14 protein-coding genes are annotated in these 17,121 nt (G+C 69.7%); 7 read left to right on the top strand and 7 right to left on the bottom strand.

Annotated elements, in window-relative coordinates; genetic code table 11:
* Positions 1 to 136: 136 nt before the first annotated feature.
* Together ACZ4TO_RS29950 and ACZ4TO_RS29955 are read right to left on the bottom strand one after the other, a co-directional pair.
* Positions 137 to 1,015 carry a Cof-type HAD-IIB family hydrolase gene (locus ACZ4TO_RS29950; RefSeq protein WP_468025788.1) on the bottom strand — a complete coding sequence of 293 codons (879 nt, stop codon included), beginning with the start codon at positions 1,013 to 1,015 and terminating at the stop codon, positions 137 to 139.
* 40 nt (positions 1,016 to 1,055) lie between these two features.
* Positions 1,056 to 2,198, bottom strand: a complete 1,143-nt coding sequence (locus ACZ4TO_RS29955; RefSeq protein ID WP_468025789.1) for an ROK family transcriptional regulator — start codon at positions 2,196 to 2,198, stop codon at positions 1,056 to 1,058.
* Positions 2,199 to 2,283: 85 nt separating this feature from the next.
* On the opposite strand from ACZ4TO_RS29955, the gene ACZ4TO_RS29960 reads away from it, so the two are divergent.
* From ACZ4TO_RS29960 to ACZ4TO_RS29970, 3 genes are all read left to right on the top strand, one after another.
* On the top strand, positions 2,284 to 3,606 hold the full coding sequence (locus ACZ4TO_RS29960) for a DUF1479 domain-containing protein (RefSeq protein WP_468025790.1): 1,323 nt from the start codon (positions 2,284 to 2,286) through the stop codon (positions 3,604 to 3,606).
* 278 nt (positions 3,607 to 3,884) lie between these two features.
* A complete protein-coding gene (locus ACZ4TO_RS29965; protein WP_451075894.1) occupies positions 3,885 to 4,310 on the top strand; it encodes a DUF4913 domain-containing protein in 426 nt (141 codons plus the stop codon).
* Between the two features lie 57 nt (positions 4,311 to 4,367).
* Positions 4,368 to 5,753 carry a glycosyltransferase family 4 protein gene (locus ACZ4TO_RS29970; RefSeq protein WP_382785260.1) on the top strand — a complete coding sequence of 462 codons (1,386 nt, stop codon included), beginning with the start codon at positions 4,368 to 4,370 and terminating at the stop codon, positions 5,751 to 5,753.
* A 147-nt stretch (positions 5,754 to 5,900) separates the two neighbouring features.
* On the opposite strand, the gene ACZ4TO_RS29975 is transcribed toward ACZ4TO_RS29970, so the two are convergent.
* The 3 genes from ACZ4TO_RS29975 to ACZ4TO_RS29985 form a co-directional block, all read right to left on the bottom strand.
* Positions 5,901 to 7,838: a lamin tail domain-containing protein gene (locus ACZ4TO_RS29975; protein WP_468025791.1), complete on the bottom strand. Its 1,938-nt coding sequence runs from the start codon at positions 7,836 to 7,838 to the stop codon at positions 5,901 to 5,903.
* A gap of 420 nt (positions 7,839 to 8,258) precedes the next feature.
* The gene (locus ACZ4TO_RS29980; protein WP_468025792.1) at positions 8,259 to 9,608 is read right to left on the bottom strand and encodes an ankyrin repeat domain-containing protein; all 1,350 of its coding nucleotides are present in this window, start codon (positions 9,606 to 9,608) and stop codon (positions 8,259 to 8,261) included.
* A gap of 201 nt (positions 9,609 to 9,809) precedes the next feature.
* A complete protein-coding gene (locus ACZ4TO_RS29985; RefSeq protein ID WP_468025793.1) occupies positions 9,810 to 10,229 on the bottom strand; it encodes a PH domain-containing protein in 420 nt (139 codons plus the stop codon).
* Between the two features lie 452 nt (positions 10,230 to 10,681).
* Here ACZ4TO_RS29985 and ACZ4TO_RS29990 point away from each other — a divergent pair, with 452 nt between their 5' ends.
* The gene (locus ACZ4TO_RS29990) at positions 10,682 to 11,782 is read left to right on the top strand and encodes a phosphatidylinositol-specific phospholipase C domain-containing protein (protein ID WP_468025794.1); all 1,101 of its coding nucleotides are present in this window, start codon (positions 10,682 to 10,684) and stop codon (positions 11,780 to 11,782) included.
* A gap of 296 nt (positions 11,783 to 12,078) precedes the next feature.
* Here the strand turns inward: ACZ4TO_RS29990 and ACZ4TO_RS29995 are convergent, their stop codons facing one another.
* Positions 12,079 to 12,591: an RICIN domain-containing protein gene (locus tag ACZ4TO_RS29995; RefSeq protein ID WP_468025795.1), complete on the bottom strand. Its 513-nt coding sequence runs from the start codon at positions 12,589 to 12,591 to the stop codon at positions 12,079 to 12,081.
* A 414-nt stretch (positions 12,592 to 13,005) separates the two neighbouring features.
* Between ACZ4TO_RS29995 and ACZ4TO_RS30000 the strand changes: the two genes are divergently transcribed.
* The gene (locus ACZ4TO_RS30000) at positions 13,006 to 14,031 is read left to right on the top strand and encodes an AraC-like ligand-binding domain-containing protein (RefSeq protein ID WP_468025796.1); all 1,026 of its coding nucleotides are present in this window, start codon (positions 13,006 to 13,008) and stop codon (positions 14,029 to 14,031) included.
* On the opposite strand, the gene ACZ4TO_RS30005 is transcribed toward ACZ4TO_RS30000, so the two are convergent.
* Positions 14,015 to 14,491, bottom strand: coding sequence for a GNAT family N-acetyltransferase (locus ACZ4TO_RS30005; RefSeq protein ID WP_468025797.1), 477 nt, complete (start codon positions 14,489 to 14,491; stop codon positions 14,015 to 14,017). The genes ACZ4TO_RS30000 and ACZ4TO_RS30005 overlap by 17 nt on opposite strands.
* Positions 14,492 to 14,803: 312 nt before the next feature.
* On the opposite strand from ACZ4TO_RS30005, the gene ACZ4TO_RS30010 reads away from it, so the two are divergent.
* Both ACZ4TO_RS30010 and ACZ4TO_RS30015 read left to right on the top strand, forming a co-directional pair.
* The gene (locus ACZ4TO_RS30010; protein ID WP_385037988.1) at positions 14,804 to 15,364 is read left to right on the top strand and encodes a YceI family protein; all 561 of its coding nucleotides are present in this window, start codon (positions 14,804 to 14,806) and stop codon (positions 15,362 to 15,364) included.
* A 144-nt stretch (positions 15,365 to 15,508) separates the two neighbouring features.
* Entirely contained in the window at positions 15,509 to 16,957 is a 1,449-nt protein-coding gene (locus ACZ4TO_RS30015; RefSeq protein WP_468025798.1) for an FG-GAP and VCBS repeat-containing protein, read from the top strand.
* Positions 16,958 to 17,121: the final 164 nt, after the last annotated feature.

The raw sequence follows: 17,121 nt of genomic DNA on the forward strand, positions 1-17,121 counted from the left end.
CCAACAGTCCTCGGGCTGGCCGGTGCTGCTTCGGGGCGCGGGCTGCCGACCTTCGCCGACGCACCAGCACCAGCACCAGCACCAGCACCAGCACCGGCACCGGCACCGGCACCGGCACCAGGCGAGGAGGACGGTGTCAGATGTCCAGAACGCTTCTGATGGTGCGTATGACGCCGTCCTCCGTGTGCGCGGGGGCCAGGTGGCGGGCTCGGGCGATGACGGCGGGGTGGGCGTTGGCCATCGCGTACGACCACTCGGCGGCGTCGAGCATGCCGAGGTCGTTCAGATAGTCCCCGAACACCATCGTCTGGGCCGGACCGATGTTCAGGTGTTCCTGGAGCCGGCGTACGGCGATCCCCTTGTCGGCGCTGTGGTTCATGACGTCGATCCAGTGCTCGCTGGAGACGACCACCTGGTGGGTGTCGGCGAAGGAGGCCAGGGCGGGGGCCGTGGTGCGCTCGATCCGTCCGAAGTCGAAGATCGCCACCTTGACGATCTCGTCGTCCACCGCGGTGGCGTCGTCGACCAGGCGGTGGGCGTGGTAGTAGCGGCCCACTTCGTCGAGGAAGGCCTGGTCGCCGCGTTCGGTGTAGGCCGCGCGCTTGCCGCACACGACGACGCCCACGTCCACGCCCTCGTCCACGAGTTGGCGGACGGACTTGACCAGGCGTGCGGCGACGGCCGGGTCGAGCGGGTCCGAGGACACCTCCGTACCGTCGCGGACGACGAAAGCGCCGTTCTCCGCTATGTAGACCATGCCGTCGTCCGAGCCGGCGAACAGGTGCGCCAGCGTGGCGTACTGGCGTCCGCTGGCGGGGCTGAAGACGACGCCCCGGCGGCGCAGGTCGGCGAGCAGGGACCACAGCCCCTGCGGGACGCGCCCGTCGGCGTCGAGCAGGGTGCCGTCCATGTCGGTGACGACGAGCCGGATGTCGGGACGGCCGGTCGACGGGGAAGCAGGGGCAGGGAAGGAAGCGGGGGCGGAGGCAGGGGCAGGGGCGGATTGCGTGGTCATCGTGTTCCGGTGGGTCGGTGCGGAAGGGGGCTGAGGGTGGTCACCACTGCGTGGTGGGGTGGGCGGTGCGGACGATCAGGGAACCGAGCTCCTCGACGGCGCGGGAGCGCGCTCCGGTCAGCTCGGGCAGGGTCAGGGCCGCCGCGCTGACCGGTACGGGCCGAGGTGAGCGGGTGAGGTGGTCCTCGATCGCGGCGATCAGGCGGGGGTGGGAGCCCCAGGGTCCGCCCACGACGACCGTCCGGGGGTCGGCGAAGGAGAGGGCGGCGGACAGGACGCCGCCGATGGCGTGGGCGAGCGCGACGCGTACCCGCTCGGCGCCGGCGTCGGCGACCTCCAGGATGTCCAGCAGTTTCGGCACGTCGACGGCGGTGGAGGAGGCGCGGCGCAGGCCCAGTGCGGCGAACACCTCGGTGAAGGCCATGGCCCGTCCGTCCGGCCCCGCCGTGTACAGGTGGGCGATCTCCCCGACGAGTCCGCGATGTCCGCGGCGCACGACGCCGTCGCCGACCACGGCGCAGCCGAGGCCTTCGCCGAGGTGGAGGTAGACGAAGTCGTCGACGCCCCGCACGCAGCCGTGCTCGTACTCGGCGCGGGCGGCCCAGTTGACGTCGTTGTCCACGAGGACCGGGCCGGTGACGGTGCCGGCCAGGACGGCGGGCGGATCGAGCGCGCCCACCAGGAACGGGGCGTCCGGCAGGTGGACCAGTCGCCCGGTCTCCCGGTCGACGGGGTCGGCGGCACTCACGACCGCCAGCCGCAGCGGGCCACCTGCCTCGCGGGCGAGACGCGCGGCCGCCTCGCCGAGTGCCTCGGCGACCGTCTCCTGTCCCGCGTCGGCGTGCCATTCGGTGCGGACCTGTCCGTGGGTGCGCCCGAGGGCGTCCACGGCCTCGGCGACGACACCGTGCGGGGTGATGCTCGCCACGAGGGCGGTGCCGAGGTGCGGCGCCAGCGCGTAGTACGAGCCGACCCGGCCGCGTCCCGTGGTGCGCTCCCCCGTGTCGACGAGGAGTCGTGCCTGCTCGAGGCGCTGGACGCTCTCGGAGACGGTCGGCTTGGAGAGGCCCGTCCTGGTGGCGATCTCCGCCCGGGTGAGCCGGTCGTGGGCCATCAGGACGCGCAGCACGTTCTCGTCCGTCAGGGCACGCAGCAGTTCCAGGGACGGTTTCGGCGCGGTCATACGACCATTCTAGTAAGGACTCTTGCCTAAACATGCACGCGGGTCTACGTTGATCTAGTAAGGAGTCCTGACCAAAGGAGCTGAGATGACGCTCACCACCGAGCAGCGCCCCGTGCCCTCACTGCCGCACTGGAACGAGACCCCCGAGGACATCGCCGCGGCCATCCGTGAGCTCAAGCCCGCTCTGCGCGCCCGCATAGAAGCCCACGGCCGCACCGTGGAGGAGGTGTTCGCCGCGGTGGAACGGCGCGTCGAGGCGCGCGTCGCGGAGATGGAGGCCGACCGCGAGCGCGGTGAGGAGGTCTGGCCCGTCCTGGACTACGACGCCATCGCCGCCGGCACCGTCACCCCCGCGCAGAGGGCCAAGCTCGCACGGCGCGGCTGCCTCGTCGTACGAGGACTCTTCCCTCGGGAACAGGCGCTGGCCTGGGACCGGGACATCGTCGACTACGTCGAGCGCAACGAGTTCTTCGAGAACTACACCGGCCCCGGTGACGACTTCTTCGGCAGCGTCGGCTCCAAGCCCGAGATCTACCCGATCTACTGGTCGCAGGCGCAGATGCGGGCCCGCCAGTCCGGCCGGATGGCCACGGTCCAGTCCTTCCTGAACTCGTTCTGGAAGCACACCGCCGACGACGGCACCCAGTGGTTCGACCCCGACCGCGACGCCCTCTATCCCGACCGCATCAGGCGCCGCCCGCCGGGCACGGACTCCTCCGGCCTGGGCGCCCATTGCGACCCGGGCACCCTGGACCTCTGGATGACCCAGGAGTACCAGAAGGCGTTCCGTCACCTCTTCAGCGGCGATGTCGAGCGGTACGACCCCTGGGACGCCGCCCACCGCACCGACGGACCCCAGTACCCCGGCTCCACCATGTGCTCCGCGTTCCGCACCTTCCAGGGCTGGACCGCCCTGTCCGACATGGACGCCGACCAGGGCGTGCTGCACACCGTCCCGATCCCGGAGGTGATGGCCTACCTCCTGCTGCGCCCGCTGCTGCCGGACGTCCCGGAAGACTCCATGTGCGGCGTACGGCCCAACCAGGTCTTCCCCGTCACCAAGCGCTGGCATCCGGTCCTCCACCGGGCCCTGACCCCGATCCCCGACGTCCGGGCCGGCGACTCCGTGTGGTGGCACTGCGACATGATCCACAGCGTCGCGCCCGTCGAGAACCAGCAGGGCTGGGGCAACGTCATGTACATCCCTGCCGCGCCCTGGTGCCCCCGCAACGAGAGGTACGCGGCCGACGTCCGGGCCGCGTTCACCACCGGTTCCAGCCCGAGCGACTTCCCCGAGGAACACTACGAGCGCTCCTGGGACGGCCGGTTCGACCTCGGACAGCTCAACGAAACCGGCCGCCGGGGCCTCGGCCTGAGCGAGGGACCGGAATCGAGGATCGTCGGTTAGCGCGTCACGGGGCGCCACCCGGGCCCAAATGCCGTGGGCGATCCGGCTTCGCAGCCGTGGCGAACAGCGCGTGAAGGCTTTCCCGTTCCCGTCGCTCCGTTCGGGTCCCCCGGGGAGGGGCTCAGCGGTGGTCGCCGGTTGTGCGAGGGCCGATGAAATCCTCTCCGGGCGTTGAACCTCCCCGCACCACGGCCCCGTTGTAGTCCTCCGAGGGCACCCCGCACCAGCGGGGCATCACGCGACCCCGGACTACAACGGGGCCGAGGGAAGGGACGTCCATGCCCGAAACCGACCGGATGAACGACGACAACACCGGCGGCGAGGAAGCGGAAGCCGGGCAGGGCACACCCCCGTTCATCCTCTACCAGCAGGGTGACGATCTGACGACGGCTCAACGCGGCCTCGTCCTCTGGGTGCACAACCTCCTGCTGCCGGTCTACGCCGGGGAGGAGTCGTCCCGCGCCCCGTGGTGCCCGCGCTGGTGGGAGCACCCCGACGCGGTGGCCCACCTCTACGGCCTGTGGATGGCATGGCAGGAGATGACCTCCGTCAAGGCCGGCATGAACGGGCCCGCCATGTGGCACCGGGACTTCCTGGTACCGGCGATGACGTTTCTGCGTGATCCCTCGGGACCGTTCTCGGGCTGCAAACCCGGAAGCCACCGGCCGAAGGATCCGCCACGGGTCGACGTGTACGACGGCTGATCCAGGTCCCGATCCCCACCCCCTACCTTCCGCGTACAGAAGAGAAGAGAAACCGGCATGGCACGCATCCTTGTTGTCTCCAACGAGAGCGGCATGGGGCTCGGCGGAGTGCCCGTGTTCAACAAGCTCATCACCGAGGGGCTCGCGGAAAACCAGGCCCACAAAGTTGACCTGCTCTATGTGACGAACGACCCGCAGGACCACGGAGCCGCGACCGTTCACACGGTTCCCCCGGTGGCGGGCGAGGACAAGATGGAGACGATCCTCAAAGCGGCCCAGCAGGATCCGCGGGATTTCGGCCTTCCGGCCGCGGGTGAGGGCCAGTACGACATCGTGATCGGACACAGCCGGTTCTCCGGACCTGCGGCGTCCGCCATGCAGTCCGCCTGGTATCCGGACGCCGTGCACATGAACTTTCTCCACACCTCGCCCGAGAAGCTGGAGCAGGCCAAGATCACCGATCCGAACGACGCGGCCATGGTTCAGATGCGGACGGACGCGGGCCAGGCCAAGGTGAAGATCGAGAAGGACATTCTCAGGAAGGCCCGCGTCGGTGTCGGTGTCGGCGGAGCACTGACCGAGGACGTCCAGCGGATTCAGGCGATGAACACGGAGGCCAAGAGCTGGCACGATCTCATGCCCGGTGGCGAAACGGTCAAGACCTTCAGTCCGCCCTCGCCGAAGGAACAGTTCAACGTTCTGCTGATGGGGCGCATGGATGACCCCATGAAGGGCGGCGGCGACGCCCTGGCAGCGGTGAAGCACCTGAACGACAACGGCAGGAAGGTGCATCTCACCATCCGCGGCGCGAATCCGGAGAAGCTCCAGGAGACGCAGGCCCAGGCGGACAGCCGGGCCGGCGGACCGGGAAGGGTCACCGTCAAACCCTTCACCAAGGAGAAGCAGGACCTGGTCGACGACATGCACGCCAACCATGTGGTGATCATGCCGTCCAAGACCGAGGGGTTCGGCCTGGTCGCCACCGAGGCCGCGGCGCACTGCATCCCGATCCTGGTGAACCGGGACAGTGGCGCGGCCAAGTTCCTCCAGGACCCCGCCCGCGGTGCGGCCCACCTGGGCAAGGACAGCGTGGTGATGACACCCGAGGATGCCTCGCAGCGGCACATCGCCTGGGCGGACGCCATCGAGAAGGTCGCGGACAACTGGACGGACCGCAAGATCGGCGCCCGTGAACTGCACAACGTGCTGAAGGACTACACCTGGGAGCATGCCGGGTCGGCCCTGGTCGGAGCGGGAATGGCGGCCAAGGGCGGCAACGTGCACGGCACGAGGCAACTGCAGTCCGGCCGGCTGCAGTTCGTGGCCGGTGCCGCGAGCCTCACCTCTCCGAACGCCACCACGGGGCAGTCGGGGCACACTCAGCCACCGGCGGCCCCCGCGCAGGGATCCCCCAAGCCCACGGCCAAACCGCAGGTGCTCTGAGCGGACCGGCACGAGTCGCTTGGCCCCACGAGCCACTGGGGCCGCCCCCTGCGATGGGGGCCGCCCACTGCGATCGTTCCGACTGGAGCCGGACATGGGTGCGGGAGGCGGCCCCGTGAAGGAGCCGCCTCCCGGCGTTCGGCACGATCAGCAGGGGAAGGTACCGCTGTACAGGGCGTGGCCGTACGAGGACGTTCCCGAGCCGAAGCCGTAGATGCCGTCGTCGCTCCAGACCGCCTCGCGGAAGCCGCTGACGCAGGTCGACGTCGGGGCGAGCGCGAAGCCCTCCAGGTTGTCGGCCGGCATGACGGCCGGGTTCGTGTAGGTCACGTCCGGCACGATCGCGCCGGAGGCGTTGACCTTCATGAAGGTGTGGGTCTCACCGCAGGTGTTGTCGCAGGTCGCGACGATGCGCTGGGTGCCGGCGTCGTACGTCACGTCCATCACGGAGGCCTTGCCGGTGGCGATCGTGCCGAACGTGGTGAACGTACCGTCGGAGTTCAGACCGTAGACGTGCAGCGAGCCGTCCCACTCCAGGCCGGCGAAGAACAGGCCCGAACCGTGCAGGGGGTAGTTCGCCGGGTTGTAGGCGGCGCCGGTGAGCGGGTTGATCCAGCCGTTCGCGGTGAGCCAACTGTCCGGCACGTAGCCGACGCCCTCGAAGCCGAGGTTGGCGTCGTCCTTGCTACCGGTGTTGAGCTGCGGGAACTGCGAGGTCATGTCCCACTGGTGGACCGGCGTGAGCGTCGATCCGGTCGCGGCCGGGTCGAACTCCAGGATCGTGTCCTTGGGAACCGTGTTGTTCGTGTTGTCGCGCTCGGACGTCACGTAGAGGTGGCCGTTGGCGCCGACGGTCAGGCCCTCGGAGTCGGGCTCGCCGGAGCCGCTCGCGAAGCGGATCTGCTTGCCGGTCGCGCTCCAGGTCGTGTCCGGGATCCACTTGCCGTTGCTCTTCGCCAGCTTGTACAGCCAGTTCTTGTTCTTCACGGCCCACAGGACCGACGGGTTCGCCGGGTCGAACGCCAGACCGCTCACGTCCCGGCCCTCCGGACCGGTGGACGTGGTGAACGCGCAGACGTTGTCCACGATCGTGACGTCCAGGCCGCCCGGCCACGCCGTGGTGCCCGACGGGGTCGAACCGGAACCGGAAGGCGCCTCGGGGGCGCAGCCGCTGGTCAGCGAGCCGCCGCCGCCCAGCAGTTGGCCGGTGCCCGTACCGCCGCCGGTGCCGCCGCCGGAGGTGCCGGAGCAGGAGTTCGCGCTGCCGAGCGTCGCGGTCACGGCGGTCTGGAACCAGCCGGTGCCATTGGCGCAGCGCTCGTCCGACGGCTTGGCGGCGTTGGTCGCCCAGGTCACCGAGTCGATGGTGTTGCCGCTGCTGTCGACGAGGAAGACGGAGTCGTTGTCGCCCAGGCCGAGGGTGGAGTTGAAGGTGATGTAGCCGCCGGCGGGGATGCTGGTCGCGCTCGGCGCGGAGGACGAGATCGTCACCGCGGAGTGCGTGGTGTCGGCGTCGACGTACTTCCAGGAGCCGACGCTGACGGCGCTCGTTCCGCCGTTGTACAGCTCCACGGTGTCGGAGCCGTCCGAGGTGACCTCGTTGATCCGTACGCGGCCGGCCGCCGGGATCGACGAGGGGCAGCCCGAGGCGTTCGCGGCGCCGAACGTGGCCGCCGAGGTCGCGGTCACCCAGGCTCCGGTGCCGTCGCCGCCGCAACGCGCCATCGCGGGCTTCGCCTTGTCGGTCGCCCACTCGACGCGGTCGACGACCGTGCCGCCGGACGTGTAGATGACCACCTTGTCCGAATCACCCAGCCCCTTGGGCGAGTTGAAGGTGACGACGCCACCCGCCGGGATGGACGTGGCGGACGGGCTGAACGACTGCTGCGAGAAGCTGTCGTCGGACATCTTCCAGCCACTGATGCTCACCGCGGTGGAGCCCGAGTTGTACAGCTCCACCGTGTCGTTGCTCGACGAGGTGACTTCGTTGATCCGGACGTTCTGATAGCCGGCCGGGTCGGCGGCGGCCGCGGGCTGAGCGGCCAGCAATCCGGTGGCGAGGAGTCCTGAGAGTGTCAGGGACACGGCGGCCACGGAGGCGACGCCGGCACGCGAAGGTGAGGTAGGCACGAGGGGGAACTCTGGCCAGACGATCTTGAAACGGCGTGTACTGCGGTTGAACGGCAACTTCTGGCCACGGGAACGTCAGACATACGACGCCGCCGGTCGACCCGGCACCGTGCACTCCGTCCCCGCCGCAGCCCAACAACCCCATGCGCCGCACGAATTGGAAGACGTGAGACGGGTCGGTTCGGTTCATCCCCGGCCGCGACGAAGGCGTGGCGAGCTTCACGGAGGCCCCCTTCGTGCCGTCGAGTTCGCGCCGACGGCCAGGTGTCCCATTGCTCGGTCGGTCGGCGCTCGGATCAAGTGTCGAGAGCCGCCGTTCGGCCGCGCGGCGACAAGCCGGCGTTCGAGAGCCAGGCTCTCGCCCAGGGCCGGTCGTCACTCGGCCGCCGCCTTCTCCTTCCGCCGCCTCCACCTCCCGAGCTCGTCGGCCCGGTGGTCGTGTTCGAAGCCGTCGCCGAGAGGCCCCACCCGCTCGATCGCCTCGGCGGTGCGCGGGTCGTCGCGCAGCGCGAGACCGTAGGCGGCTTCCAGGCGCAGGATTTGGTCGTCCTCGTCGAGCAGGACTGCCAGGGCGTCGGCGACTGCCGGCGTACGGTCCCGGGAGCGGGCCAGGGCCGCCGCGGCCGCGGCCCGTGGGTCGGCATCCGCGTCCTCGGTCAGCAGGAGCAGTGCTCGGGTGATCTCCGGGAGGAGGTCGTCGTCTCGCATGCTCGCCGTACACGCCCTGAGCCGCACCTCGGCGTCCGGGTCACGCATGAGGGTCAGCAGGGCTGCCCTGGCCGCCGGGCTTCGGGGAACGTCGTCCGTGGAGAGGGCGTAGGGCACTTCTCGGCGTACGCGCGGGTCGGGATGGTCGCAGTAGCGCAGACCGATGGCTTCCTGGCCCGGATGGTCGTGCCCGGTGAAGGCGTCGAGCACCTTCGCGAGCATCTCACCGTCCGTTTCCTCGGCCGCCCAGGCGGCCAGGAGTTCGCTCTCCTTCTTCCCGTAGTAGGGGCTGGAATCGAAGAACCCTCGCGCCCGCAGGTAGTCCACCACGAACCGGCGATGCGCCACGTCACGGTGGTGACGATGGGCCACCACGGCCGACCATGTCTCGAAGCTGCGGCGCTGGCTGAGGATCCAGCAGACGGTGGACCAGTTCACATGGTCCTCGTCGTACCGGTCGACACCACGGGCGATCAGTTCGTCGACGGGGGTCAGGATGCGGAAGGCCCACTCCAGCGACGTCAGGATGGCCCCATGTCCGGCTCGTACGTTCAGGTCGCCGAGTGAGACCAGCTCGACCCAGTCGTACTCGCCGTCCTGAACACGGACCGTCGTGGCAGGGCCTGACGCGCCCGTCCTGCGCCGCAGTACCTCGACCGCGCCCGTCTCGTACCAGTCCCGGGCCAGGGCGAGCAGCCGTTCACGGGCGGTTTCCGACAACCGCAGCCGAGGCTCATTGCCCAGCACCGCCAAGACGACCGCCGACGAGCCACCGTCGACGGCGCGCCACAGCGGCGTGGTCCCGTCCGGCAACACCCGGTCGACGTCCGCCCCGCCCTCCACCAACGCCTCGGCCACCGCCTCGTCGCAAGCCGCCACGGCCACGCAGAGCACCGGCAGCCCGTCCGCGTCGACCGCGTCCGGATCCGCGCCCCTCTCCAACAGGTCCCGCACCGCCTCGGCGTCCCCCGCCCGGACCGCCGACCTCAGCAGACTGTCGAATTCCGTCTCGCCCATACCTCTGTCCCCCGTCGTTCAAGTCCAACGCCCCCGAAAACCCCATCGGACCCTATTCTGAGGCTAACTGACGGTCTCGCAGGTCAATGGCCTGGCACGTCCCACCTCGAAGGCAGCGGAACAGCCCAGGTCACAGGAGGCCTACGGCACTGGCACGGGATCCACGCCACGGACGTACGCGGGTGCGCGCGTCCCGACGGGTCAGGCCTGGTCGGCCAGCGTGTTGAGCCGCTGCGCGATCCGGTCCGCACGCGACTCGACGTCGCTGCGGAAGCCGTACGCGCCGGTGAGCGGCACCTGACTCCCATCGCAAAGGTGCGCGACGGGCAACTCGAACAGGATGGACATCGCGGGGTACACGCTCACCCAGACAAGGTCGTCCCACGCCACGAACCGGGTGCGCCACGTCCCGTGGCTGCGAACGCCTTCTGGGGAGACCTCGAGACGCGCCACGGCGGTCCGCCACGTGAACAACGCCCAGAGCACCGCCCAAGCCCCGGCCAGCCAAGGAGCGATGGCCTCCGGCGCGAATTGAACGACGCTCAGGGCCAACACCGCCGGAATCTGAAGACCCAGCACCGACGGCACTGCCACCCATGGAACCCTGATGGTCTCCCGCACATCCGCTGTGTAGCGCCGCGGGCCATCCCCTGCAAGAGGTACGACGTGACGCCGGCCGTGACCAGCGAGAGGGGACGCCGCCCGCGTTCACGGTGAGCATGTCGAACTCGCGCCACGCCCGGGCCGCCCGCCCCGCCATCGTCAGTCGGCGGCCCGGCCACAACTGGGCTGCCCGCCAGCCCGATCGAGATCCGCGGGGACGACATCATGCTCGTGGCGGACGTCTGTGGGGCGTCCTGCGCCGACTTGACGGAGCGGGAGGCGGACGGTACCCGGCCGCGCCCTCCGGAACGTGAACGTCCGGCCGTGGGTGGCCGGTCGGCTCCGAGCCAAGATCGGCCGGATTCGTAGCTGACAGCGGGATTCTCGATCGCGTTACGTGTCATGTCTCCGTCGATTCACACATGGCCGTCACCGTCCAGACGGAGAGTCACCCCCACGATGGAGGAACCTTGACCGGTTCGAAGTACCGCCGTAGACAAGCGCTTCGCCCGCTCGCACTGCGTACCGGACTGCTCGGCACGCTGAGTCTGTTCCTTGCGCTCGGAGCCGGTGGAGTCGGAGCCGCCGGCGCCTCGGCCGCCGACACGAACTCGCTGCAGTTGTCCGGCACCACCACGTCCGGCATCCACAACACGTACGACCCCGGCTCGTTCAGCTACCTCGCCCAGGGCCTCGACACCGGTACCTCGATGATCGAGCTGGACGTCTGGGACGACTTCTTCACCCAGGAGTGGAAGGTCAGTCACAGCAGCCTGACGAGCAACGGCAACAACTGCGTCAACGCGTCCTCGGCCGCCGACCTCTACACCGGCAGCGGCAACAAGGACCTGGAGACCTGCCTGGACGACGTCCGGGTGTGGCTGGGCGCGCATCCCGGCCACGGGCCGCTCATCATCAAGCTGGAGATGAAGGCCGGTTTCCAGGCCAACTTCGGGATGAGCCCGGCCAAGCTGGACCAGTCGATCACCGCACACCTGGGCAGCCTGGTCTACAAGCCGAACGACCTGCTGAACAAGCCCGGTGGTGGCCAGTACGCCACCCTGGACGAGGCCGCCAAGGCCGGGAACTGGCCGACCCGGGCGCAGTTGGCGGGCAAGGTGCTGCTGGAGATCATTCCCGGCACCGTCGAGGAGGGCAATCCGACCGACACCCTGTGGACGGACAAGGAGTACGCGACGTACCTGCGCAACCTGCACACCGCGGGCACCACCGCACAGGCGAACATCTTCCCCTCGGTGCACAACGCCGCCTCGGGCGACCCGCGCACCCGCTACTCCGACACGACCCTGCGCCCTTGGTTCGTGTCCTTCGACGGTGACGCGGCCGCGTACATCAACAACGGCATCGACACGAGTTGGTACGACGCCAACCACTATCTGCTGTTCATGACGGACTCGCAGAATGTGTCACCGGCTCTCGACGACGTCAGCCCGTCGGCGTCCGACGCGTCGGCCCGGGTCGCCCTGCTGGCCAAGGCACACGCCACGGTCGCGTCGAACGACTGGCGGGGCCTGCCGGACGTGCAGTCGCTGGTCCTGCCCCGCGGCTGAGCCACCCCTCGGCTCCACCACTGGACCGCTCCAGCGTTCAACCCGCCCGGGTGCCCCGGTCGGCCGGAAAGGGCCGATGGGGGTACCCGGCCTCCGGCCATCGGTCGGTCGGGGCGTCGCGGCCGCCGTTCCGGTGACAGCGACCCCTCCGTACCGCCCCCGCTGTCCGGCGGGGCGACTCCCCCGCCTCGCCCGCCCGGTGACGGGCGCGGCGAACACCCGGGCGCGAAGGCCCGGGGTTCGCCGCCGCTCGCGGGCGCGGAATCAGCGCCCCCGGCCGGGGCCGACCGTCACGGTCATGACTGGAACCAGTTCTGCTCGGGGTTGGTGCTCACGTCCTCGCAGGTCCACTGGATCGCCTCGATCCCGTTCGACTGGCTGGCGCTGGGGATGGCGAGACAGAGGCCGCTCTCCTTGTTCCTCAGCCGGCCGGAACTGTCGTAGATCCACTGCTGTTCCGTGCCACTGCCGCAGGTCCACTGGATCGCCTTCGCACCCGCGGTGTGGCTCGCACCGCCTATGGCCAGGCACCGGTCGCCCGCGATGTTCCGGAGGGTGTACGTGGACGTCGCTCCCGGAACCAGCTGGAACAGCCACTCCTGGTCGTCGTCGTACTCCGCCGCCGGAGGCAGGTCGCAGGTGTACTGGACGGCGGCCGTGCCGTTCGGTGCGGAGCTGCCGCCGGGAATCGACAGACATTTGGCGCTGCTCCCGTTCCGCAGGAGCCACACTCCCGTGCTTCCGGTGGCGTTGGCCGACGCGGAGGAAAGCGAAAGGACCGCCGCCGACACCATACCGATAAAGGCCATACTGCGCTTACGCATCATTTCCCCTTAGGATTACCGTTGTTCACCTGAGGTCCGGAAACCGAGGCCCGGAGGCCGAACCGCTCATCCGGCCGGCGCAGCCTTCAATACGCGGATGCGGGCGTATCGAATTCCGCCGGAATTTCCGCGGCCAAGACTGCCGGGACCGCTGCTTGTCCGGCATTACCGCTCGGTGGACAAACCGTTCGGCACCTTGGCATTGCGTCTACAACCGACGTCCGAGAGACCGGCCTGAGCTGGTGCGGGACGGTGGCGAGCCAGTCCGCCACACGATCGGCGCGGCCTCCCCATCCGGCTCGATCTCGCCCGTCGACGGAAAACTCACCGCGTCTTTACGTCGCTCCGTGGAAGCATGCCCGCCGGATGTGCCCGACGGGGGATGCTGGAGATGACCGAATGATCGGGACCGTGATCCGGAGTGAGGACGTACCCACGGAGGACCGATTCGATCACTGGCGGGAACTGGTCCACCGGACGCGCTCTCCCCACGACCTGAGCAGCGTTCACGCCACCGACTTCCGGGCCGAATACCGGCTGATGGAAATGGGAGCGGTGAACGTGTGGCCCACGGCGTTCCTGCCCGCCCGCTTCCGGCGCAGCCCCCGGCAGGTGCGGCAGTCCGATCCCGAGACCTACCACCTCACGCTGCTCCTCGAAGGCCGCATGGGGCTGGAGCACGCCGGGCAGAGCACCGCGTTCGGGCCGGGCGATCTGCACGTGGTCGACAGCTCACGTCCGTACGACCTGAGGTCGGTCGAGGGCGGAGTGAGCCGGGCCGTCGGCGGGGTGGGGGTCGACTTCCCCAAGGCGCTCCTGCCCGTGCCACCGGACCGCATGCGGGCGTTGCTGGGCGTGGCGCTGTCCGGCCGGGAAGGCACCGGCGCGCTCCTCGCGGACTTCCTCGTCGGACTCGGCCGGGAGGCCGACACCCTCCGGCCGTCAGACGCGCCGCGTCTGGGCACGGTGGTACTCGACCTGGTCTCGGCCCTGTGCGCCCAGGAACTCGACTCCGAGGCCGTCCTGTCACCGGAGACCCGGCAGCAGGCCATGGCGGAACGCGTCCGGGCGTTCATCCGGCAGAACCTGCACGACCCGGACCTGACTCCGCCCACGATCGCCGCCGCGCACCACATCTCCGTCAGCTACCTCCACCGGATCTTCCGGCAGGGGTGCCAGGGCGACACGGTCGCGGCCTGGATCCGCCGCCAACGGCTGGAGGGTGCCCGCCGCGATCTGGCGGAACCCGCACTGCGCGGCACGCCGATCCACGCCGTCGCCGCCCGCTGGGGGCTGTTCCGCGCCCCCGACTTCACCCGTGCCTTCCGCGCCGCCTACGGGCTCTCCCCCAGGGAGTACCGGCTCCAGACGCTGTCCCGGCACACCTGGAAGCCCGAACCGGCCGGGATCAGCCGAGCAACGTGAGGAGCACCTCGTCGACTTCCTCGCCCCGCCCGTTCGCGAAGCCCCGGTCATGGCCGGTGACCACGAATCCGCACTTCTCCAGGACGCGCAGGGAACCGGTGTTGTCCGCGACCGCGCGGGCGTGCAGCGGGCGCGTGGGCTCGATGGCGAGCAGCTCGCGCAACGCGGCGCTCGCCGCTCCCCGACCCCAGTACTCTCGCCCGATCCAGTACGTGACCTCCCGCTCCTCAGGCGGACCGTACGCGGCCACGTGCCCGACGACCTCGCCGTTCTCACCGACGACGGTGCGATTGACGACGGCGGGATCCTGGCGGATCCGCGCCCAGTGGGAATGGAAATGGTCGCGGTCCGTCGGGTCCTTGGCGGTGAAAGCCGCCATCCGGATCCCTTCGGCGTCGTTCGTGTGAGTGAAGAACACCGGCAGGTCGGTGTCTCGAACCTCTCGCAGCACTACATCCATCGGAGCCTCCCGGCAGGTGATCGCGAACGGTCGGTCACATCGTGGTGCGCCTGTTCGATCATTTCAGGCGGTCCCCTGCACCGAGGGCGTTTCACCACTTGGGCCGAGCCGGGCCACCCGCGTGCGGGGCGGGACCGGTCACCCGGAAAGCGGCGGACTCCAAGGGTGTTCCCTGCCGGCGATTCGGTCCGGGCGGGCGCGTCGCGCCGTGCCGACGGACACCTGCCCGGCATGATCGGTACGTTTCGCATGTCCGCTATACGACCTCACGCCCCTATACCTTCGCTACCTTCCGAATTGAGGAGTCCCGCGATGACCGCGTTCCCGACCGACCTGTCCCCGCTGACCGGCCGCTACACCATCGACGCCGCGCACAGCCGTATCGGCTTCGTCGCCCGGCACGCGATGGTCACCAAGGTCCGCGGCGCGTTCACCGAGTTCGAGGGCAGCGCGTCCTTCGACGGCGCCGACCCGTCCAAGTCGGGGGGCAAGGTGACCATCGAGGCCAAGAGCGTCGACACCCGCAACGCCGATCGCGACAAGCACCTGCGCAGCAACGACTTCCTCAACATGGACGAGTACCCGCAGATCACGTTCGTCTCCACGGCCGTCCACCGCAGCGGCGACAGCAGTTTCGACGTCACCGGAGACCTCACCATCAAGGACGTCACCAAGTCGGTGACCATCCCCTTCACCTACGAGGGCACCGCCACCGACCCGTTCGGGAACATTCGCGTCGGCCTGGAGGGCTCGCTCACCATCAACCGCAAGGACTACGGCGTCATCTGGAACGCGGCGCTGGAGACCGGCGGCGTCCTGGTGAGCGAGAAGATCCAGCTCGAGTTCGAGATCTCGGCGATCAAGGACGCCTGAGGCCCACCAGGATCGCCCCTGGGGTGCGTGACCTGCCCGAATGACCGCCCTCGCGCGTACAACCATTCGGATGCCGGCGATGTCGTAGAGCGCAGTCGATCAGTTCACCGGTCGATCACCGTACGTTCTCGACAACGGAGACCCATGCACGCCAGACACACCGCCCTCGCTGCCGCCGTGGCCCTCGCGGCAGCGGTCGGCACATCGCTCCTGACGGCCCCCGCGGCGGCGGGGGCTCCCGCCAAGCTGTCCGACGACTTCAACGGCGACGGCTACCGCGACCTGGTCATGCTGGGCGGCACGCACGGCAAGGACGGCCGGGTCACGGTCGTCTACGGCACGTCGTCCGGTCCCGGCACCCGGGTCCAGATCATCCACCAGGACTCGGCGGGCATCCCGGGCGCGGTGGAGGCCGACGACGAGTGGGGTGCCGCCGCCACCACGGCCGACCTCGACCGCGACGGCTACGCCGACCTCGTCGTGTCCTCGCCGGGCGAGGACGTCGGCGACGTGCAGATGCGCGGCGGACTGACCGTCGTCTGGGGCAGCGCCAAGGGACTGGGCTCGGGCACGGCCTTCAACTCGCCGGTCCCGCAGGAGTACGAGGGCTCGGGCGACGCGTTCGGCGAGGACGTCGTGTCCGGGGACTTCGACGGCGACGGGGACCAGGACCTCGCCGTCACCAGCAACAGCCGGGCGGGCGTGGTCCTCCTGAAGGGCCCCTTCACCCGTACCGGCGGCAAGAGCGGCTGGAGTTCCCTGGGCGGCTCCTACGGCTACCTGTGGGCCCCCAACCTGGTCGCCGGGAAGGTCACCGCCGACGCCGCGACCGACCTGTACATCCTCGGCTCCGACCTCCAGAACGGCGACCTGGATCTGCGGGCCTACTTCCACCGCGGTGGCGCCACGTTCACCCAGCGCGCCGGCGAGATTCGGGTACCCGACGACGGTGGCCACCAGGGCGGTGACATCCTCTCCGTCGGCGACTTCGACAAGGACGGCTACGGCGACCTCGCCATCGGCCGCGGCTACGAGACGGGCGACAACGAGCGCGGCTACGTCACCGTCCAGTACGGCGGCGCGAACGGCCCCGACACCACGCGCAAGCCGGTCAAGTTCACCCAGAACACCACCGGTGTGCCCGGCTCGTCCGAGAACGAGGACTACTTCGGCTCGGCCGTCGCCGCCGGCGACATCAACGGCGACGGCTACGCGGACCTCGCCGTCGGCGCACGCGGCGAGGACCTCGGCACCAAGCACAACGCAGGCGCGGTCACCGTCCTCTTCGGCCGCGCGGGCGGGCTGTCGGGCACCGGCGCCAAGTCGTACACCCAGGACACCTCCGGCATCACCGGCACCGCCGAGACGCAGGATCAGTTCGGCGGCTCCCTCAAGCTCACCGACTACACCCGCGACGGCCGCGCCGACCTGGTGATCGACACCAACGAACAGCTCGGTCACGAGGATCGCTGGGGCCTCGTCCACCTGCTGAAGGGCTCCGCCTCGGGCGTCACGACGACGGGCTCGAAGTCGTACTCGGTGACGTCGCTGAAGCTCTCGTACGACCGGCTGAGCGGTCCGTTCGCGCGCTGAGCCCACTCCCCCTCCGGCCTCTGACCACAGGTCGCGGGGGGGGGGGGGGGGGGGGGGGGGGGGGGGGGGGAGGAGGGCGTGCTCAGGGGAGGAGGGGGGGGGGGGGTGAGGGTACACAACCCCCACACCCAGACCTCCCTGCTTCCTCTAGGGGTGGAATCCGA

The organism is Streptomyces sp. NPDC028298, from assembly GCF_055565895.1.